The following is a 20699-nucleotide window of genomic DNA, read 5'->3' as shown; positions in this document are numbered from 1 at the left end:
CTCAACAACGATGCAAGGAACGACTTCAATGCAACTCGGCGTCTGTTACTACCCGGAACACTGGCCAGCGCACCAATGGGAGAGCGACGCGCGGCGCATGGCGGAGCTTGGCATTGCGCGCGTGCGGATCGCCGAATTCGCATGGAGCCGCATGGAACCGGAGCCGGGACGTTACGAGTGGGCATGGCTCGACGACGCCATCGAAACGCTCGCGCGCCACGGCCTGAAAATCGTGCTCGGCACGCCGACGGCCTCACCGCCGAAGTGGCTCGTGGACCAGCATCCGGAGATTCTGCCTGTGACGCGCGACGGTACCGTGATGCAATTCGGCTCGCGGCGTCACTACGACCTATCGAGCCCGATCTATCGCGAGCACTGCGCGCGCATTGTCGGCGAAATGGTGCGGCGCTACGGCGATCACCCCGCCGTGGTGGCCTGGCAGACGGACAACGAACTGGGCTGTCACAACACTGTGCCCACCTACACGCAGGCGGCCCTGCAACGCTTTCGACAGTGGCTTGCCGGCCGCTACGAGACGATCGGTGCGCTGAACACGGCATGGGGGAACGTGTTCTGGAGCATGGAATACCGGCACTTCGACGAGATCGAGCTGCCGCAGTGCACACCCACGGATCTCAATCCGTCGCACGTACTCGACTTTCGCCGCTTTCAGTCCGACGAAGTGGCCAGCTTCCACGCGTTGCAGGCCGAACTCATTCGCGCCCATGCGCCGGGGCGCGATCTGCTGCACAACTTCATGGGCTTCTTCACGGCGTTCGATCACTACGTGTTCGCGCGTCATGGTCTCGACGTCGCCGCCTGGGACAGCTACCCCGTGCCGCGCACAGAGGTGCTGCCGCTCGCGGAGGCAGACAAGCACCGCTGGGCCCGCACCGGGCATCCCGATGTGTCGGCGTTCAGCCACGATCTCTATCGCGGCATCGGCAAAGGCCGCATGTGGGTCATGGAGCAGCAGGCGGGGCCCGTCAACTGGGCGCCCTGGAACCCGGTGCCGCAGCCGGGCGCGGTGCGGCTCTGGACCTGGGAAGCCTTCGCGCACGGCGCGGAACTGGTCTCGTACTTCCGCTGGCGCCAGTGCCCCTATGCACAGGAACAGATGCACTCGGGCCTTCATGCACCCGACAACACGCTCTCGCAAGGCGGTCGCGAAGTAGCACAGGTGGGGGAAGAATTGCGAGCGCTCGGCTCACCGCATGACGTGAAGAAGCACGCACCCGTCGCGCTGCTGTTCGATTACGAGGCGGACTGGATGGTGGCCGCGCAACCGCACGGCGCGGACTTCGACTATCAGCATCACGTGTTCGAGTGGTACAGCGCGTTGCGTTCGCTGGGCCTCGACGTCGATATCGTGTCCGCGCATGCCGACGTTGCCGACTACCGGCTCGTTGTCGCCCCAACCTTGCCGATCCTGCCGGACAGCGTGATCGCGCAGATCGAACGCGGCGCGAGCCACTGGATTTTCGGGCCCCGCACAGGCTCGAAGACCGGCAGCTTTGCCATTGCGCCCGAGTTGCCGCCCGGCAAGCTGCAAGGCGTGCTGCCCGTTCGCATTGCGGAAGTCGAATCGCTGCGGCCGTCCATTCGCCCCGCCATTCGCTTCGAAGGCGCCAAGGGACACGGGCTGCGCTGGCGCGACCATGCCCAGCCCGGCACCGGCGCCGACGTGCTCGCCCGGTTCGACGACGGCGTGCCGGCGCTGCTGCGCCACGGCCGCGTGAACCTCGTGACGGCGTGCTTCGATCAGGCTATGCTGCGCGCCATCGTGGCACGCTGCGTGCGCGATGCGGGCATCGAGTCCATACTGCTGCCCGAAGGATTGCGGTTGCGCACGCGCGGACCGCTCCGATTCGCCATCAACTACAGCGACGAACCGCACGCCGTACCCGCCCCGCACGGCGCGCGTTTCGTGCTGGGCGGCCCGCAGGTGGAACCTGTCGGCGTCGCCGCCTGGATCGAGGACGATTGACCGTTGCGCTCGCGCTTTGTCCGCCTGACGCGGATTCCGCACTTCGTACCGCTTGCAGTCGCCATGCTGTTGCTCGGCGTGGCGTTGTCGTTTACGGCGCCGTATCTGTCGCTCTTCGGTATCGAAGAAGCGGGCATGTCGCCGTTGCGGCTCGGCCTCTTCATGACGCTCATTTCGGCAAGCGGCGTGGTGGCGAGCACCGCCGCGGGCCGATGGTCGGACCGGCGCGGCAAGCACCGCGTGCCGTTGATCGGCTCGCTCGTGGCCGCGGCGCTCGGCTACCTTGGCCTGTGCTTCGTGCGCGACTACACGGCGCTCATCGTGATTGGCGTGGCGTTGCTCGGCACGGGCGCGGCCTCGCTTTCGCAGGTGTTTGCGTTCGGCCGTTCCGTGCTGCCGCTCGACGATTCAGCGCAGGCCGATTTCGCCCTGGCCGCCTTGCGTACGCTGCTGTCCGCCGCGTGGGTGTTCGGCCCGGCCGTGGGCGCGCTGATTCTCGCGCAGACCGGTTTCCTCGGGCTGTTCGCCTTCGCGGCGGCGAGCTTCGCGGCCAGCGCCGTACTCGTATTCCGCATTCCCGAGATTGCCACGGCACGGCACCGTGTCACGCTGCGCGAAGGCGAGGCGGCGGTGGAGCACGACGCGCCGCACGCAGCCGCCGACGCAAGCAAAACGCACGCCGCGGCGCAACCGGCTGGCCCGGACGTCATCATCCGCGCCCTGCTCGCGCTCACGCTGATTGGTCTCGCCGCGAACGCGACCATGATCGTGCTGCCGCTTTTCATCGTGCACGGCTTGAACGGCACGCGGCTCGAAGTCTCGGCGGCATTGGGTCTCGGCGCACTGCTCGAAATACCGATGATGCTGTGGCTCGGCGCGAAATCGCCGCAGCTTTCGAAGCCGCGCTGGCTCACGGCGGCCGCCGTGCTTCATACGCTGTACTTCGTCGCGCTCGCGGCGGCGTCGAGACCCGGCATGGTCGTGCCGCTGCAGGTCTTGAGCGCGGCCGTTGTGGCGATCACGTCGTGCCTCGGCATGACCTACATCCAGGACCTCATGCCGCGGCAGACGGGCGCCGCCACCGCGCTCTTCTTCAACGCGGCGCGTGTGGGTTCCATTCTTTCGGGCGTGCTTTCGGGAACGATCGTCGGCACCCTCGGTTACCGTGCGGCGTTTCTGATGTGCGCGGCGCTCACGCTCTGCGCGCTCGTGCTGCTTGCCGCCGGCGACTTGCCCGTGCGACAACTGCTCGAGCGGCAGCCACTGCGCTCCGTGCGCGCTGTCGCGCGAAGGCTTTGGCTTCTGGTGCCCTCGCGGCGGCAAGCCACGCGCGAGGACTGACCGGCCACTAACTGCGGCGACCTGCGGCTACCCGCGGCCGCCTTCCACGGCCTACCGCGCGCGGAACGCGTTCAGCGACGAAAGCGCATTGCCGTGGAAGTCGAACAGCGTGTTGTTGTCCCACTGATCGCCGGCACCCACTTTCCAGCCCACGCCCGGCACCGGCGTCCACTCCGGCTCCCACCAGAACACGCCCTTGCCGCGATGGCCGGGCACCGCCTTGACGAGATCGACGAGCGCGCCCACGAACTGCGCCTGCCCTTCCGGCGTGGGCGGATAGTTGACCGAGCCCGTGTTGGTCATCGAGTTCGGTTCGGAATCACCATCGCTCGTCGTCCACGGATACGCCGTTTCCACCACCATCACGTCTTTGCCGTAACGCGCGCTGAGGTCGTTCAGGTTGGCGCCGAGTGCATCCAGCGTGCCCTGCCACTGCGGGTAATACGAAAGCCCGATCAGGTCGAAGGTCACGCCACGCTGCGTGGCGCTGTCGAACCACCAGCGGCTCGTCGCATTGTTGCCGCCGCTGTCGAGATGCAGCATGACCTGAATGCGCTCGTCCACGGACTTCACCGCGTCGTGCCCGGCCTTCAGCAATTGGGCGAGGTTGTCCCACTGATCGTATTTGCCGAGCGGCCAGAGCATACCACCCGTGATCTCGTTGCCGATCTGCACCCACTCGGGCCGCACGCCCACCGCCCGCAGCATGCGCAGCACGTCGGACGTGTAGGCCGACAACAGATCGCACGTCTCGGCCAGACTCTTGCCCACCCACGCGTGCGGCGGGTATTGCTTGCCGGGGTCGGCCCACCAGTCGCTGTAGTGGAAGTCGATGAGAATCCGCATGCCCAGCGCGGCCGCGCGGCGCGCCAGAACGCAAACGTGTTGCGCATTGTTGTAGCCCGCAGGCGAGCTTTGATTCGCGGGGTAAAACGCCGGATTGCCCGGATCGTTCCACACCTTGAGGCGAATCGAATCTACGCCGTGCCGACGCAGAATCAGCAGACAGTTCTGCGCCGCGCCGTGGTCGTAATAGCGGGCGCCGTGGTCTTCGAGTTCGAGCAGCGTCGAGACGTCAGCGCCCATGGCGAAAGGCCGAACCGCCTGTGACGCGCTGCTTTGCGCCGCGCCGGCAAGACGCGGCACCGCGGCGTCGAAGCCCGCGAGCGCCGCGGTGGCGGCCATCCACGACAGCATCGATCTTCTCTTCATGTGTCTTCCTCCAGTTGTCCTGCATGACAGATCCGATGGGACAGTCGCCGAATTTAAGCGCTTAAATTTCTGGACGGCGAACTGCCTGCCAAGGCTATCAAAAGGACGTCCTGAGAGGCAAAGATGGCGGCGCAGGTTCACTATGTGGCCGCGCGGCTACGGCCCTGAGCCGGCCGGGATGGCACAGCGCACACATGCGGCATGAAGGTCGGCGCGCGCTCCGACGACATACACGTGGCATGCCTGGCGTGCCGGTGGCCGACACGCGGATCGTCTGCATACTCACTGCGCCATATGCTTTGCCGGATCCCCGTCGTAGTTCAACGGAATCCATCGGTAGCCCGCACCGTCCGGACTTACGTGGCCCAAACCCGGAAACGCGATGTGCGCCGCGCCGATCACATAATGTCGCTGCGCCGCAAGCGCGAGCACATCGTGCCGCGTCTGTTGTGCGGCGGTCGCGTCCGAATCGTATTCGACCGTCGCGGCGGGGTCGCGCAGTTGGATCGAAGCAACGTGGATGACGTCGCCCCACACGAGCATCGTCTCTTTCCCGCTTTGCACCACGTAGGCGGTGTGGCCCGGCGTATGGCCGGGCGCCGCGAGCGCGCGGATGCCCGGCGCAAGCGTGGCGTCGCCATCGAACGGCTGGAAGCGTCCCGCGGCAAAGTACGGAGCAACGGACTGCGCGGCCGCGTCGAAGAACGAACTCAGGAAGGCCGGCGCCGTGCGTTTGTTGTTCGCGTCGAGCCAGTAGTCGGCCTCGCGGCGCGACGCACGCACGACTGCATTCGGAAAAGCGCGCTGCCCATCAAGCATCACGCCGCCCACATGATCCTTATGCATATGCGTGAGCAGCACGAGGTCGACCTGCTCGGGGCGGTAGCCCGCTGCACGCAGGTTCGCGAGCAGGTGCCCGCAACAATCGCCATACAGCACGCCCGCGCCCGTATCGATCAGCACGAGCTGGCTGCCGGTATTGATGAGAAACGCGTTGATCGAACCCTGCACGGGCAGCGAGAGATCGTCGCTGGCGAGGTCGTGATCGGTATCCGTGCGCGAGACGTTCGTCATCACGGTTTCCACGGGAAAGTCGTGCGTTCCGTCGAGCAGCGCAGTGACTTCGTACGAGCCCAGCATCATGCGATAGAAGCCGGGCGCCTGTGTGCGGACCTGAGGCGCAGCGGCGTGCGCGGACGACGCATGCAGAAGCGACAGCATCACCGCGGCGGCAAGCACCGCGAACGAGGCGAATGCACGGAATAACGGAACGCGGCTTACAGGCGTAAGAGACGTCTTCATGGCGTGAAGGGCTGGAAAGAAGTGAAGGAATGCGATTTCCCGCTATCGACGCCATCGATTATGGTTGCCGCTCACGCGGACGCGAAATTAAGCGTTCTGAACGCCCCCTTTGACAGCAAGCACAGCGCATGGTTGGCGGCTCTTCACCGGCAGATGGCTCGCCCCGTCTTCAGAACTATTCAGCATCCGTTCAATGGGCGGCTGACAGACGGCGAGAGCGTCGCGCTATTTGGCCGTCACCGGTTCGTCTTGCGCGCGGACTCTGCCCAGAAACGCAAACACCGCGAGCGCACTGAGCAGCGTGATGAGCGTCAGGCCGTCGAGAAGCTGATCGAACGCCGAATCGTAGGCTGCGTGAAGCGTCGCCTGCGCGATCTCGGGCAGCTTCGCCGCCGCGTGTGCAAGGTCGCCTGTCGCGAGCCGCGCGGCGGCCTCGTTGAGGGTGCCGGGCGCCACCGCTGGCGCAGCCGCGTGCAGACTGCGCTGCGCGAGTGCGGCGAGCAGCGCATTGACGATGGCGAGCGCGACACCCTCGCCGGCCACACGCGTAGTGCTGAAGATGCCCGTTGCCATCCCCGCTCGCGACTTCGGCACCACGCTGACCGATAACCCGTCCATCAGCCCCCACGGCAGCGCGGCCCCTACGCCGATTGCGATCATCGGTGTGATGGCGGCCAGCCCGGTGCCTGTGCGCAGCCCGCCGGCTAGCGCATGCAGCCCCGCCGCCGCGATCAGGAGCCCGAGCCCCGAAATGGCGCCCGCCGACATCCAGCGCGTGAGCGTCGCGGCGATGAACGGCACCACCAGCATGGGCGCCGACAACGCGAGCATCAGCCAGCCGGCTTGAATCGCGTCGTAGCCTTCGATGCCGATGAAGCGCAAAGGCAGCACGACGAGCAGCACGATGTAGCAATAACACGTCGCGATGGGCAAGACCTGCACGCCGACGAAGCGCGGATAGCGAAACAGCGACACGTCGAGCATCGGCCGCTCGCTTCGCAGCTCGACGATGACGAACGCCACTGCGAACGCAACAGACGCACTGAGCGACGAGACGACAGGCGTCGACATCCAGGCGCTCGACGGCGCTTCGATCACGCCATACGTGAAGCACGCCAGCGCGGCCGTGAACGTCATGGTGCCGGCCCAATCGACCTGGCGTGCGTGAGGATCGCGCGACTCGTGCATGCGCGGAACGCCGAACGTCAGCGACAGCACGCCGGCAAGCGCGCCTGTCGAGAAGATCGCGCGCCAGCCGAACGCCGCGATCAGCCAGCCCGCAAGCACCGGCCCGAACGCAAGGCCAATGCCGAACGTGGTGCCCAGCAGGCTGAACGCACGGGTACGCGCGTGGCCGTCGAACTCCTGAGCCAGCGCCGCGGTGCCGCCCGCGAGCGTCGCCGCAGCGGCCACGCCCTGCGCCGCGCGCAGCAGATCGACCGCGAGCACCGAAGGCGCGAAGCCAAGCGCAAGCGAACTCAGTGTGAAACCGGCCACGCCGCAGGCGAAAAGCCGTTTGCGTCCGAACCGGTCCGCAAGCGTACCGGCGGCCATCAGCAGGCTGCCGAACGTGAGCATGAACGCGTTGGTGATCCAGTTCATTGCGGCCGGGCTGCCGCCGAGGTCGAGACCGATCGCGGGCGTTGCGACCGCGCCCGCGGAAAACGATAGCGGCATGGCGAGCGCGGCAACGCAGACGGCGGCCAGCACGACGGTGCGCCTCGCGAGACCGGAAGAGCAGGTGGTATCCATCGTCGATTCCTCATGGAATGCCGGCACATCGCGACATACCGCGACGCTATGCATCCGGCTGAGCGACGAACGATAATCCGGATTCAATCGGCGAAAAACAAGGCACCGTTCCGTAAATTGCGGAGCGGCATTCCGCAATGGAAACGGCCCATCGGGAGTCGAACCGGCATGGACAACTTGAACGGCATCGTCGCATTCGTACGAACCGCGGAAACGCTCAGCTTCGTGGAGGCGGGGCGCAAGCTCGGCATTTCCGCGTCCGCGGTCGGCAAGGCCATTGCGAAGCTGGAGGCGTCGCTCGGCGTGCGGCTCTTTCACCGCACCACACGCCGCGTGAGCCTGACGCACGAAGGGCAGCACTTTCACGAGCGCTGCCATCGCATTCTCGAAGAATTGCGCGACGCCGAAGCGATGCTCTCAAAGGCCGCGCAGACACCGCGCGGCCGGTTGCGGGTGAGCCTGCCCGTAATCGGCTACCGCTTTCTGCTGCCGGTGTTGCCCGCATTTAGCGCGCGCTATCCGGACGTCGAACTCGATCTCGATTTCAACGACCGGATCGTCGACGTCGTGGAAGGCGGTTTCGACGCGGTGATTCGCAGCGGCTTGCTCACCGATTCGAGCCTGATGTCGCGCCGGCTGGGCCCGTTTCGCTTCGTGCTGTGCGCCTCGCCCGAATACGTGGCACGTATGGGCCAGCCGCGCACGGTCGCGGAACTGGCCGCACACGACTGCGTGCGCTACCGGTTTCCCACCACCGGCCGGCTGCAGCCCTGGACGTTCGGCGACGACGACGAGCCGCCCAGGTTGCGTACGTCGATGACGTGCAACAACATGGAGGCCCTGCGCGGCGCCGTGATCGCAGGCTTCGGAATCGGCTTCGTGCCGGACTTCCTCGTGCGCGACGCGCTCGCATGCGGCTCGCTTGTCACCGTGCTGGACGACCTCGCCATTCCGCCCGGCCAGTTCTCGGTTCTCTGGCCCTCCAGCCGGCAACTGTCGCCAAAGTTGCGCGTGTTCGTGGACTTCATGTGCGAGCGGTTGTTTGTAGAGGCGTGACAGCGAAACGAAATCGTACGGTCAGGAAAAACTCAATGCACCTCGTAGGAGATTGAATGCAACACACGTCCCAACCCGTTCAAGGGAAACACGACAACGCCGTTGGCACAGTTGCCGCCTTTCTTGCACATGCACGACGTGCGCGAACAATAGCGGCCGCTCTTGTGCTCTTCGTCCTGCCATCGCTGGCCGCAGCAGCGGGATTCGATTGTTCGAAGGCAGCATCCGCAGTGGAACGTCGACTCTGCGCCGATCCAACGCTCTCGCGCATGGACCACGAGATGAGCGAGGCATACGCGCATCTCTTGGCCACGACGCAGGACGCCGACGCATGGAAGGCCGACCAGCGCGCGTGGCTCGCTGAGCGCAACCGCTGCCATGACGATAGTTGCCTGCGGTACGAATACAGCGAACGCACCACCGTGCTGCGAGCGGGCGGGCGCTCGTTTCGCTGGAACGGGAACTGGTGGCGCGTTGACGCCGACGGCAATGCGCCGTCGAAACTCGTCATCAGTCAGCTCGGCAAGCGAGGGTTCGCGTTCGACCTCAGCGCATCGGCTGGCGCGGATACGGGTGAACTGTCGGGCAAAGCCAGCCTCGTGACGAGCGATGCCGCACGCTATCGTGGCGACGACGCAAGCGACACGGAAGGATGCGAACTCACCTTCCGGCGCGTACTGAATCGCCTGCAGGTGGAACAGAAAGGCGATTCGGCCACCTGCGGCGCAGGGCTCAACGTGACCTACGGCGGCACGTACGTGGCTGCGGAACACGACCCGAACGTCGCGCCGGATCTGGTGACCCGCTCCGTGCTGCCCTCCGCGGAACTCGACAAGGCGTTTCGCGCCATGGTGGGCGACGACTACCCGAAGTTCGTCGATGCTGCCGACGTGGCTGGAACGCCCGATCACGCAACCTTGAACGGCAAACCGGTGAGCGTCGTCGGCATGTTCGTGCGCGGCATTGCGTGCGACAGCCACGCTTCGATCGCCTACGACGAGCACGGACATCTGTGGGCCGCGCTCCTTTATCTGATCGACGAAAACAAAAGCGAACTGCGCTACTACACCAATGTCGCGGGCGACAAACGCGAGCTTCCGAAATTGTTTGCATCGGAGCGCAAGGACTGTCGCAGCGATTCCGTGCCCGTGCGGATCATGCCGTGAGGCGTTGGGAGGCACGGCTGGCCGTGCAGCAAAAGAAGCCTTCCGGCCGTCAACCGCTCACCACGGCACGACCCTGCCGAGATAGTCGAGGTAATGCAATCCCGAACGGCCTTCGTAAGCCTCCATCGTACTGACGAGATTCGGAATGCTCTCTTCGATACTCAAGCGCGCCTGCGGGCCACCCATGTCTGTTCGTACCCAGCCGGGCGCCATCAGCAACAGTGTCCTCGCATCGTGCTGGTGGCGTGCGGCGAAGCTGCGCATGAACATGTTGAGCGCGGCCTTGCTGCCACGGTAGACCTCGTAATTGCCGTTCACGTTGTTGGTGACACTGCCCTGCCCTGACGACATGACACCTATCGTTCCGGCGGGCCGCACGAGATTCTGAAGCGCTTCGATCACCCTCATCGGGCTCAACGCGTTCGTCACCATGACGCGGACGAACTCTTCCGTGGAAACGTCGGCGATCGTTTCGCTGTCGTCGTTCTTGACTCCGGCATTCACGAACAGGACGTCCACTTGCCGGCCATCGAGACGACGATGCAACGCCTCGATCTGCCCGGCAATCGTGATGTCCACTGTCTCGACTTCGAGCGCGCCGTGCGACGCTTCTGCCGCTTGCAGAAGCCGTTCCATGGAGCCTGCCCGGCCTGTCGCGATCACATGCCAGCCGCGCCTGAGGTATTCCTCCGCCATCGCGAAACCCAGCCCGCGCGATGCGCCGATGAGAAGAACCGTCTTTTGTGTCGTCTTTGTCGTCGAGTCTTGCATGAGTCGTGCCCTGAGAGTGAAAGCAGAATTGCGCTGATCAGTGACGTCTCAAGCACTATATGGGCGCCGCACACGTGGCGGAAGACGCGGCGCGTGCACTTATAAAATGCACCAAACGCGATGTCTCGCCCCACGCTGCCAGGAGCCCGCATGGCCGAACCCGATCTGAACCTGCTTGTTGCACTCGATGTATTGCTCGCGGAAGGCAGCGTGATGGGCGCTGCGCGCCGGCTGGGATTGAGCGCGTCAGCCATGAGCCGCACGCTGACGCGTCTGCGCGAGGCCACGGGCGATCCGCTGCTGGTTCGCGCGGGTCGCAACATGGTGCTGACGCCGCATGCAGAAGCGCTGCGCGAACGCACGCGCGATGTGGTGAACGAGGCACGCGTGGTACTGCGCCCCTCCGCGTCCGAACCCGATTTCGCGACGTTGCAGCGCACCTTCACCATTCGCGCGAACGAGGGTTTCGTGGAAGCCTTCGGCGCGCCGCTCATCACGGCGGTCACAGCTATCGCGCCGCTCGTGCAGATACGTTTTGCGCCCAAGGCAGAGAAAACAGCGCTGCATTTACGAGAAGGTCTGGCCGATCTGGAGATCGGCGTGCTGAGCGAAATGGGACCGGAGGTACGCGTGCAGGCGCTGTTTCGCGACCGCTTTCTTGCCGTGGTGAGGAAAGGGCATCCGCTCGAACGCGAACGCAACGTGAGCCCGGAACGGTACGTTGCCTTCGGTCACGTCGTTGCGTCGCGCCGTGGACAAGGCACTGGACCGGTGGACGACGCTCTTGCCGCGTCAGGGCTGAAAAGAAGGGTCGTTGCCGTGGTGCCGGGCTTTCCGGCCGCGCTGGCCGTTGCGTGTGCCTCCGATCTGATCGCGTTGGTGCCCGCGTCGTTCGTGCGCAATCGACTGGAGCACGGCGAATCGCAGGCCCCCGAGGCGATCTACACGTTCGAGCTTCCGGTTGAAACCGCACCGATCACAGTCTCGCAGATGTGGCATCCGAGGCTCGAGGCCGACCCGGTTCATCGCTGGTTGCGGCAGCTCGTGCTGGGTGTGTGCCGGCAGCGGGAGGCACTGTGGCGGGATTAGGCCCGAAGATCGGGTGCGCCCCTTTGAATGCTGAAGCCGGTGCGAAAGTTGCCGGGCGACAGCGGCAAGCGTCCCCAGTCGATCTTCTTGTGCGGATTGACGAGAAAGCGCCCATGACGGCCCTCTACGATCTGATAAACATTCTCTTTAGACATCGATATTCTCGCGATATCAGCGCGAGTCGCGCAGTCATTCAGTCCGTTAAATTATCCATGTCATAAAACGACAATGTCCTGTTATCCGAATCAGTCAAAGATACTCGACATTGCCATCCACACTGATCGCCTGCCCTGAAATATTGCGGCCCGCCGGCGACGCGAGAAAGAGCGTCAGGGCAGCGATGTCGTCCACGGTCACCATGCGCCGGAGCGAAATCTTTTTGAGGTACTGCGCTTTCATCTCCTCAAACGAAACGCCTGTCGATTCGGCTCGCGCGGCGATCACCCTGTCCATTCTTTCGCCTTGCACCACGCCCGGCAAAATCGCATTGACGCGGATGTTGCTGGGTCCCAATTCGACAGCCAGCGATTTGACGAGCCCGACAATGGCCCACTTCGTCGACGCATACGGTGTACGAAACGCGTAGCCCAATCGCCCCGCCACCGACGACATCGCGATGATGCCGGGGCAGTCCGACGTCTCTTTCAGCAGCGGCACCGCCTTGCGCAGAAAGTAGTACTGGCTGTTGAGGTTGGTTGAAATGGTTCGCTCCCATTCTTCCGGCTGAATCGACTCCACCTCGCCTGTCGGCCCGGCAATGCCTGCATTGTTGATTAGGAGGTCGAGTCCTCCCAGTTTGTTGCTCGCGTCGTCTATGACGCTGTCCACCTGCTCACGGCTGCTCACGTCCGCAACACCCACGTGAAGCTTCGGATTGCGCGTTTTCGCTTTTTCGATAGCCGATGTATTCACGTCGCAAACATAGACTTGCGCGTCTGCTTGCGTGAATGCCTCCGCAATGGCGGCGCCAATGCCGGTCGCCGCGCCGGAAATGAGCACGCGCAGGCCCGGCACCGGTTTCAGTAGCTCGAAAGTATTCATGTCTCACACCAATGAAGTATCTTTGCTTGCCCCACAGAACCCGTCTCACGGCTTACCAGTGAATCATCGGCAGCCCGGCAACGGGTGAAGTGAAGTACGGAATCGATTGGCCTTTCAGGCTGCCCAGGTACACGGTTTTGAGGTCCGGTCCGCCGAAGGTCACACTGGTTAGCCATGGCGCGATCGTGCCACCCGTCGCCTCCATGACTTTCCCCGGCACGATCTCGCCGGTTGCGAACGCTGCATCGAAGCGCGCGGTGGCGTTCTTATCGCCATCGTCGAGCAGCGTGTGAATGTCGCCGCCCGGATCGATGGCAATCAGGCGGTCCGCGAAAATCATCGCGCACCAGAGGTTTCCATACGCATCGAACGCGATTCCGTCGATCAGGCCGGCGCCCAGCTGGCTCGGACCATAGGTTTCTCGCGGACCGAGTTCGCCGTTGTCCAGCACGCGAAAACGGCTGACGCGCTTCGCCGTGGTCTCGGCCACGTATAGCCATTCTTCGCGCGCGTCGAAGCGAATCTCGTTGGTAAACGCGAGCCCGTCCGCGACGATGCGCGCGCCGCGTTCGTCGAGCAGCACGATGTAGCCATCCGCAAGATTCGAACGAATCGCGTCGGGCCACGGATTAATGCGCGTGGAGACCGTGATCCAGAGGCGGTCCTTGCTGTCTCTCAATACGAAGTTGACCTTACCCATCGGCCTGCCATCGATTTTGTCGAGCAGAACGCGCATTTCGCCCGAACGCATAAGCCGTTCTACACGATCCGTACCAATGTTCGCGATGATCACGTTGCCTTGCGCGTCCAGGGCAAGACCATTAGGCAAGGACCCACTCGTCAAGCCATCTCCGATAGCCGAGGTATCCACGTTGGCAGGCAGAACCAGCTTCTGTTCCCCCGACGCATCGATGTACATAATCCCGCCGCGCGCATCGGCCGTCAGCAGCGAGCCATCGCGCTGCGCGAGAATGCATTCGGGACGTTGCAGCTGCGTGCCTATGGTTCGAAGAGCCGCAACGTCAACCACGAAGTCTTTGATCGGATTCATTCGTTATCCTCCGTGTAGTGGTTCCGCTCGTCACATCTCCTTTGCACGTCAAGACTTTCAACTAGCCCGCAACGCCCGCAGTCGCAACGGGACGCTCCGCGGCTTGAATCGCTTTGGCGAGCAGCGGCACCAGAAGCAACCCCAGTACCGAAGCAACCACCACCACGTTGAAGCCGGAATCGCTCCTACCCGTCACGGTCTCGGTAAGCCCGAAAAGATAGGGACCGACGAAGCCGCCCAGCAACCCGATCGTATTGATGAAGGCCAAGCCCGCAGCGGCCTGCACACCCTGCAGCCATTTCATCGCGACCGCCCAATACGACGGCAGAATGCCGCCCGCAAAGAACCCGGTAATGCCAAGCAACGTGATTTGAATCGCCTGATTCTTCGTCGCAATGAAGGCGCATGCGCTGACCACCACGCCCGCGGTCAACACGCCGAGGAAGCCGCATTCGTTGCTGATACGCCGGTGTATGCGCGGCAGCGTCAGCACGCCGATCAGAAAGCCGATGCCGACACTGCTGGACAACACGCCCACCAACAACGGCGACTTCACATGCATCTGGGCCACGATCGACGGCGTGAAGAAATACAGGCCCACGAACGCCACCTGGTTCAGAAAATAGATGAGCGCAATGAGCACGGTGGTGGGGCGTTTGAGCGCCGCGATCCAGTCTGCCGACGTGAGATCGGCGTGGCCGTGCGTGTCGATGACGGCATGCGTTTCGAGCGCTTGCGCTTCCTTCGGCAACAGCCACTTCACCTCCGAAGGCCGGTTCGGCAGCGTAAAAAACAGCATGATGCCGACCACGATGGTGGGCACGCCTTCCAGCAGGAACATCCATTGCCAGCCGTGAAGGCTCCCTATTCCGCTAACCGTGCCAAGCTGCATGAGCGCCGCGCCAAGCGGGTTCCCGACGATGAGCGCGACGGAGGGCGCCGTGTAGATCCATCCGACCGCCACCGCGCGATCCTTGGGCGCGAACCACAGCGTCACCATGTACATGAGCGCCGGAAAGAGTCCCGCTTCAGCCACGCCTAGCAGCACGCGAAGAAGATAGAACGACCCCGGCCCCTGTACGAACATCATCGCCGTGGACAGCGCGCCCCACGTCACGGCGATGCGCGCAATCCAGCTGCGCGGCCCGAAGCGATGCGCGGCCAGATTGCTCGGCACTTCGAGCAACGCGTAACCGATGAAGAAAATGCCTGCGCCAAGGCCATAAGCCGCCGCATCGATACCCAGGTCCGCGGCCAGCGCACTCTTGGCGAGCGCGACGTTCGTTCGGTCGATGAACGACATGAAGTAGATTGCGCACATCAACGGAAGAAGCCTCGCCATCGCCTTGCGCGTGGCAATCCGATGCGTCTCTCCCAGACTATGGTCAGCGGCAATGTCGGTCATCGATGTCTCCAGAAATTGTCCTGCGCGTTCTTGTTATGCCCTCTCGTCGCCTCTGATACGAGCGACGTAGAGGGTGCAGGAGAAAGGTAATCGGGCTTCGCGTCCAACGAACGCGGAGCCGTCCATTTACAACGAAACTACAACGAAACTACAACGAAACCCTATCGCGCCCCTTGAGCCCCAGCATGGCCCGCGCTTCGGCCGGCGTCGCGATTTCGAACGAAAGCTCTTCCAGAATGCGGCGAATCTTGCGCACCTGCTCCGCGTTCGACTTCGCCTTTACGCCTTTGGCCAGATACACGCTGTCTTCCAGACCCACGCGCACGTTGCCACCCATAATCGCGCCCAGAGTCACGAGCGACATCTGGTGCCGCCCGGCACCGAGTACGGAGAACTGATAGTTCTCGCGACCGAACAGGCGGTCCGCTGTCGAGCGCATCACGCTGAGGTTCTCGGGGTCCGCGCCAATGCCGCCCAGAATGCCGATGACGGATTGAATAAAGAACGGCGGCTTCACGAGACCGCTGTCGACGAAATGGGCGAGGTTATAGAGATGTCCCACGTCGTAGCACTCGAACTCGAAGCGCGTGCCGTAATCGCGAAACTCGGTGAGGATGTTTTTGATGTCGCGGAAGGTGTTGCGAAAGATCATGTCCTCCATGCCTTCCACGTATTCCTTCTCCCAGTCGAAGCGCCACGACGTCATCCTGGCCGCCACGGGGTGCAGGGAAAAGTTCATCGAGCCCATGTTGAGCGAGCACATCTCGGGCTTCGCCACACGCGCATAGGCCAGCCGCTCTTCCAACGTCATGCGCGTGCTGCCGCCCGTCGAGATATTGATGACCGCATCGGTTTGCGCAGCAATTGCGGGCACGAACTGGCGGAAGACTTCGGGCGAAGGCGTGGGACGCCCGTCTTCGGGGTTGCGTGCATGCAGGTGAAGAATGGCGGCCCCGGCCTGCGCGGCCTCGATGGCATGCGTCGCGATGTCCGCCGGCTTGAAGGGCAGATATTCCGACATCGAAGGCACATGGGCCGAACCGGTGACGGCACACGTGATGATGACCTTGCTGTTTGAAATGCTCATGTAAGCAGTCTTCCAGGTAGGGCCGGATGCGCAGCGATCACAACGCGCGATCCGCAAGAAAGAAGCGTGACGCAATGGATAGTAGTGAGATACGATCGGCCGCGGAAGGTCATTTACGGACAAGCTGATGTCCCATCAGGACACCGGGAGGAGACACCGTGGCGTCGAGATATCCGCTATTGAACGAGCGCATTTACGCGCCCTACAAGATTGCGGCGCTGGTCGAAGTGCTCGCGGAACAAGGCATCGCGCCGGAGCAGAGTTTGCGGGGAAGCGGCGTTGCGCCGGACGAGATCTACGACGCCTCGGTCATGACATCGGTACGGCAGTACGCGACGGTGTGCGCGAACGCGGTGAGAATGTCGTCCGATCCGCGCACGCCATTCAAAACCGGAGCGCGTCTTCATCTCGCCGCCTACGGCATGTACGGGTATGCGTTGATGTCGTGCCTTTCGCTGCGAGATTACTTTCGGCTCGGCGTGAAATACCATCGGCTCGCCACCCCGACGCTCACCATTGAATGGACGGAGTACCCGAAGACTTCGGTATGGACGTTCCCGGACGCGTTCTCGTCGCATTTTCCGCATCACGTCCAGCAGTTCCTGCTGGAACAGCAGTACACGCAACACGTCACGCACCTGCAGGACGTTGCGGGCCGCAAGTGTCCGCCGCTGCTTGCGCGCTTCTCGTACCCGGAGCCCTCGTATGCCGCGATCTACGAGGAGTACCTGGGCTGCCCGTGCGAATTCGGTACGCCGGAATGCGAACTCATTTACGACAGCGCCATACTCGAATTGCAGCCGCATCTCGCGCACCGGCATTCTGCCGCCCTTCTGCAGGAAACGTGTGACCGACTCATCGGGCAAGCGAAAACGTCGTCCGGTGTCTCGGGCGAGGTGTATCAGGTGTTGATGCGCAAGCCCGGCGAATTTCCCGGCATGGAAACCGTGGCCGCCGCATTGAAGATGACGAGCCGCACGCTGAGACGGCACCTCGCCTCGGAAGGAACGTCGTTCGTCGCCATCGTGGACGACGTTCGATGCTCGCTCGCCACCGAATACCTGAAGACCACGAAGCTGAGCACAGACGACGTCGCGATGCTGGTCGGCTTCAGCGACACGGCGAATTTCCGCAGGGCACTCAAGCGGTGGACGGGCAAAGGGGCAGGCGAAATTCGGGATCAGGACTAGCGCCTGTTCACATGAGAAGCAGGCACGGGCGCGATACCGCGCCGCACAATAAGAAAATTCCCGGTTTAGCGCGTGGCCGCAGAGCGCGCTATGATGCCAAATCGATGTGGCGCCCTTCCTGGCACCTTTTTCATGGCACCTTCGTGGTGCCCCTCATTGCGCCCCTCGTGCGCGCCGCAGCCAGACGGAAAAGCCACGGGATCGCGCCCCGAACGCTGCAATGACGAAACGCGTCCGGAACACGCAACGGACAGAAAGGAGACATGCGATGTGGTTCGTTGGAAAAAGCGAGCTTCTCTCGCTCATCGAAAAGAATTGCCTTGAAGAGGTGATGCCGGCATTCAGCGATCATCGCATCCTGCGCAAGAATGCCCTCGTCTATCGGCCGGACGAACGCAGCGACTACGTCTATCTGCTCAAGGTGGGTCACCTGCGGCTTTATCGCATTACCGAAGACGGGCAGGAAATCACGCTGTCGTTCATCAAGGCCGGCATGCTGTTCGGCGACGGCGACGTGCTCAACGAAACCAACTATTCGCATTACGCGCAAACACTCACGGATTGCCGCATCTGCTACATCAACAAGGCGGACTTCAAAGACCTGCTCGACCGTTACGCCGTCATCAGCCAGTTCGTGCTGCGCAGCCATCATCAGCGCTGGCAGGAAGCGCAGCAATTGATCGAAAGCCTCTCGCTGCACGAAGTACGCAAACGGCTGATCAACATTCTTTCGATGTTCGCGCGCCAGATCGGCAGTCCGTTCGTTCACGCAGGCGTGGGTACCGGCATTCTCATCGACCTCTCGATACCACAAGACAAGCTCGCCGAATTTATCGGCACCTCGCGCGAGTCGGTGAACCGGCACTTCAGCGACCTCAAGAACGAAGGTCTGGTCGACACGTATCAACGCAAGATCGTGTTGACGCCCGCGTTCATCGCGCAATACCTGCCCGAAGCGGAAACGCCTGCCGTGAAGACGGCGCCTCCGCCCGTGAAGGGCACGCACCACGACATCAAGGTGCCGTTAGTGGGCGCGTGAAAGTGCCTGCCGCAGCGCCGCCACACCGCTTTGCGGACTCGAGAGCACCGGCACGCGCGTCGTGCCGAGCGACGGCACGAGCCGCGCCATCGAAACCTGCGCGAGCACGATAACGTCCACTGTCTCGGCGAGTTCGAGAATGGTTTGCCGCAGAATCTCGTCGTGACGCGCCGTATCGCCTGCGAGCAGCGCTTCGAATGCCGCTTCCGCCACGCGCTCCACTACAGCGATTTCGCGCGAGGCCTCCTGCGCCTTTTTGCGGATGAGCCGCACGGTGGGCTCCAGTGTGGTCTTTACCGTCGCCACCACACCGATGCGCGAGCCGAGGCGGCTCGCTTCCTCGGCCATCGTCTCGTCGATCTTCATGATGGGTGTGCGCACCATGCCGCGCACCACGTCCACCGCCTCGCCCACTGACGAGCACGCGTTCAGAATGTAATCGGCACCCATGGCCTGCGCGTTGGCCATGTACGTGTAGAGGCGCGCCGTCACTTCGGGCGTCAGATGCCCCGCCGCGCGCACGTCGTTGAGCAGGCTGTCGTCCACGATGTTGATCATGCGGACATCAGGCAGTTGCTGGTTGAACTGGTCTTTGAGCGGCTGCACGGTGACGGGGCCGGTGTGTACGACGACGATGGTGGTCATGTCTTTCAGGTTTCCGTAATGAATGGCAAATGTATCAGGCAGTCGCGGCCGCCATGACGCGTTCCTGGGTGGCTTCGTCGCGCTCGAACAGGCCGTTCACACGGCCTTCGCGCACAACGAGGATACGATCGCTAATAGCAAGCACTTCCTGCAGGTCCGACGAGATCGCGATAATCGCAACGCCTTGCGCCGCGAGTCGAGCGAGCACCGCGTGCACCTCGGCCTTGGCGCCGATGTCGATGCCGCGGGTGGGCTCGTCCACGATCAGAAGGCGCGGGTGGCGCGCCAGCCATTTGGCGAGCACGACCTTCTGCTGGTTCCCGCCGCTGAGATTGACGACCTTCTGTTCGATGGAAGGCGTCTTCACGCCGAGTTCTCGAACGTACTGGCGGCAGCGTTCATCTTCTTGCGCGCGCTTGACGAATTGCAGCGGCGAGTAGGTTTCAAGATGCGTAAGGCTGAAGTTCTCGCGTACGCTCATGCCGGCCACGAGCCCCTGCGCCTTGCGGTCTTCGGTTGCGAAGCCGATGCCATGCGCGATGGCGTCGTGCGGGCTGGCAATCGATGCAGGCCGTCCATCGATGAGCACTTCGCCCGTTGCCGGGCGCATGCCGAAAATCATTTCCATGATCTCGGTGCGCCCCGCGCCCACGAGCCCTGCAATACCGAGAATCTCGCCGCGATGCACGCTGAACGAGATGTCGCGAATCCAGCCGGCCGCGCCGCTGCGGGTGCGCAGCGAAAGGCCGCGCACTTCGAGCACGATTTCGCGTGTCGCGTGGGATTCCGATTTCGCGTAAAGCTCGCTCAACTCGCGCGCCACCATTTCACGCACCAGCCATTCGCGGTCCACGTCGCGCATTGCGGCGTCCGCCACGGTGGATCCGTCGCGCAGCACGGTCACCCGGTCTGCGAGTTCGAACAACTCTTCCAGCCGGTGCGAGATGTACACGATGCCGATGCCGCGCTCGCGAAGCCGCTTGATGAGATCGAGCAGCAGCCGCGTTTCATGATGGCTGAGCGATGCGGTGGGCTCGTCCATGATGAGAATCTTCGGCTCGCAAGACACTGCTTTCGCGATTTCCACCATCTGCTTTTGCCCCACGCTGAGACCGCTCACGAGCCGGCGCGGGTCGAGCGTCATACCGATGTTGGCCAGCAGTTCGCTCGCCTGTGCGTTCATGCGCGCACGATCGATGAAGCCGAAGCGATTGAGCGGCTCGCGGGCCAGAAAGATGTTTTCGGCAATGCTCAGATTGTCGACAACCGAAAGCTCCTGATAAATGATGCCAATGCCCAGTGCGCGCGCGTGGTTGTTATCCGCCAGCACGACGGGCTGCCCCTCCACCAGAATCTGCCCGCCGGCATCCGGTTGCAGCACGCCGGTCAGTATCTTCATGAGCGTGCTCTTGCCCGCCCCGTTCTCGCCCGCAAGCGCGAGCACTTCGCCGCGCGTAACGTGCAGGCTGACGCGATTGAGCGCCCGTACGCCGGGAAAGGTTTTCGAGATGTTGCGGACTTCGAGAAAGGGGGTCATCGCGTGTCTCTCAAGCATGCTTCTCAAG

The 20699-nt window shown here is 63.2% G+C and carries 18 protein-coding genes; 7 read left to right on the top strand and 11 right to left on the bottom strand.

What is annotated here, in order from left to right; genetic code table 11:
- Positions 1-28 precede the first annotated feature (28 nt).
- Entirely contained in the window at positions 29-1987 is a 1959-nt protein-coding gene (locus tag PXJ20_RS19605; RefSeq protein ID WP_421031961.1) for a beta-galactosidase, read from the top strand.
- Positions 1988-1990: 3 nt separating this feature from the next.
- Positions 1991-3328: a sugar efflux transporter gene (locus tag PXJ20_RS19600; RefSeq protein WP_421031960.1), complete on the top strand. Its 1338-nt coding sequence runs from the start codon at positions 1991-1993 to the stop codon at positions 3326-3328.
- Between the two features lie 51 nt (positions 3329-3379).
- On the opposite strand, the gene PXJ20_RS19595 is transcribed toward PXJ20_RS19600, so the two are convergent.
- The 3 genes from PXJ20_RS19595 to PXJ20_RS19585 form a co-directional block, all read right to left on the bottom strand.
- The gene (locus PXJ20_RS19595; RefSeq protein ID WP_421031959.1) at positions 3380-4540 is read right to left on the bottom strand and encodes a glycoside hydrolase family 53 protein; all 1161 of its coding nucleotides are present in this window, start codon (positions 4538-4540) and stop codon (positions 3380-3382) included.
- A 282-nt stretch (positions 4541-4822) separates the two neighbouring features.
- Positions 4823-5842: an MBL fold metallo-hydrolase gene (locus PXJ20_RS19590; RefSeq protein WP_421031958.1), complete on the bottom strand. Its 1020-nt coding sequence runs from the start codon at positions 5840-5842 to the stop codon at positions 4823-4825.
- 225 nt (positions 5843-6067) lie between these two features.
- On the bottom strand, positions 6068-7594 hold the full coding sequence (locus PXJ20_RS19585) for an MFS transporter (protein WP_421031957.1): 1527 nt from the start codon (positions 7592-7594) through the stop codon (positions 6068-6070).
- A 168-nt stretch (positions 7595-7762) separates the two neighbouring features.
- Between PXJ20_RS19585 and PXJ20_RS19580 the strand changes: the two genes are divergently transcribed.
- Both PXJ20_RS19580 and PXJ20_RS19575 read left to right on the top strand, forming a co-directional pair.
- The gene (locus PXJ20_RS19580) at positions 7763-8650 is read left to right on the top strand and encodes a LysR family transcriptional regulator (protein ID WP_421031956.1); all 888 of its coding nucleotides are present in this window, start codon (positions 7763-7765) and stop codon (positions 8648-8650) included.
- Positions 8651-8706: 56 nt separating this feature from the next.
- Positions 8707-9816, top strand: coding sequence for a lysozyme inhibitor LprI family protein (locus PXJ20_RS19575; RefSeq protein ID WP_421031955.1), 1110 nt, complete (start codon positions 8707-8709; stop codon positions 9814-9816).
- Between the two features lie 57 nt (positions 9817-9873).
- Here the strand turns inward: PXJ20_RS19575 and PXJ20_RS19570 are convergent, their stop codons facing one another.
- A complete protein-coding gene (locus tag PXJ20_RS19570; protein ID WP_421031954.1) occupies positions 9874-10587 on the bottom strand; it encodes an SDR family NAD(P)-dependent oxidoreductase in 714 nt (237 codons plus the stop codon).
- A 150-nt stretch (positions 10588-10737) separates the two neighbouring features.
- Between PXJ20_RS19570 and PXJ20_RS19565 the strand changes: the two genes are divergently transcribed.
- Positions 10738-11676, top strand: coding sequence for a LysR family transcriptional regulator (locus tag PXJ20_RS19565; protein WP_421031953.1), 939 nt, complete (start codon positions 10738-10740; stop codon positions 11674-11676).
- On the opposite strand, the gene PXJ20_RS19560 is transcribed toward PXJ20_RS19565, so the two are convergent.
- The 5 genes from PXJ20_RS19560 to PXJ20_RS19540 all read right to left on the bottom strand — a co-directional run bounded on the left by PXJ20_RS19560 (position 11673) and on the right by PXJ20_RS19540 (position 16260).
- A complete protein-coding gene (locus tag PXJ20_RS19560) occupies positions 11673-11831 on the bottom strand; it encodes a hypothetical protein (RefSeq protein ID WP_421031952.1) in 159 nt (52 codons plus the stop codon). The genes PXJ20_RS19565 and PXJ20_RS19560 overlap by 4 nt on opposite strands.
- Before the next feature lie 94 nt (positions 11832-11925).
- Complete coding sequence (locus PXJ20_RS19555) at positions 11926-12717, bottom strand: SDR family oxidoreductase (protein ID WP_421031951.1); 792 nt, start codon at positions 12715-12717, stop codon at positions 11926-11928.
- Positions 12718-12769: 52 nt separating this feature from the next.
- Complete coding sequence (locus tag PXJ20_RS19550) at positions 12770-13768, bottom strand: SMP-30/gluconolactonase/LRE family protein (protein WP_421031950.1); 999 nt, start codon at positions 13766-13768, stop codon at positions 12770-12772.
- A 61-nt stretch (positions 13769-13829) separates the two neighbouring features.
- Positions 13830-15173: an MFS transporter gene (locus PXJ20_RS19545; protein ID WP_421031949.1), complete on the bottom strand. Its 1344-nt coding sequence runs from the start codon at positions 15171-15173 to the stop codon at positions 13830-13832.
- 148 nt (positions 15174-15321) lie between these two features.
- Entirely contained in the window at positions 15322-16260 is a 939-nt protein-coding gene (locus tag PXJ20_RS19540) for a 3-keto-5-aminohexanoate cleavage protein (RefSeq protein WP_421031948.1), read from the bottom strand.
- Between the two features lie 158 nt (positions 16261-16418).
- Here PXJ20_RS19540 and PXJ20_RS19535 point away from each other — a divergent pair, with 158 nt between their 5' ends.
- Positions 16419-17450: an AraC family transcriptional regulator gene (locus tag PXJ20_RS19535; protein WP_126879164.1), complete on the top strand. Its 1032-nt coding sequence runs from the start codon at positions 16419-16421 to the stop codon at positions 17448-17450.
- Positions 17451-17718: 268 nt separating this feature from the next.
- On the top strand, positions 17719-18489 hold the full coding sequence (locus PXJ20_RS19530; RefSeq protein WP_017775158.1) for a Crp/Fnr family transcriptional regulator: 771 nt from the start codon (positions 17719-17721) through the stop codon (positions 18487-18489).
- Here PXJ20_RS19530 and PXJ20_RS19525 read toward each other — a convergent pair.
- Complete coding sequence (locus PXJ20_RS19525; RefSeq protein WP_017775157.1) at positions 18475-19134, bottom strand: aspartate/glutamate racemase family protein; 660 nt, start codon at positions 19132-19134, stop codon at positions 18475-18477. The two genes, PXJ20_RS19530 and PXJ20_RS19525, sit on opposite strands and share 15 nt — an antisense overlap.
- 34 nt (positions 19135-19168) lie before the next feature.
- Positions 19169-20671 (bottom strand): sugar ABC transporter ATP-binding protein, encoded by a 1503-nt coding sequence (locus tag PXJ20_RS19520; protein WP_421031947.1) that lies wholly within the window; start codon positions 20669-20671, stop codon positions 19169-19171.
- Positions 20672-20699: the final 28 nt, after the last annotated feature.

The sequence above is a fragment of the Paraburkholderia sp. A1RI_3L genome, assembly GCF_048957895.1.
GTDB classification, from domain to species: Bacteria; Pseudomonadota; Gammaproteobacteria; order Burkholderiales; family Burkholderiaceae; genus Paraburkholderia; species Paraburkholderia kururiensis.
The sequence above is the reverse complement of the archived record's forward strand: the minus strand, read 5'-3'. Positions and strand labels throughout refer to the sequence as shown.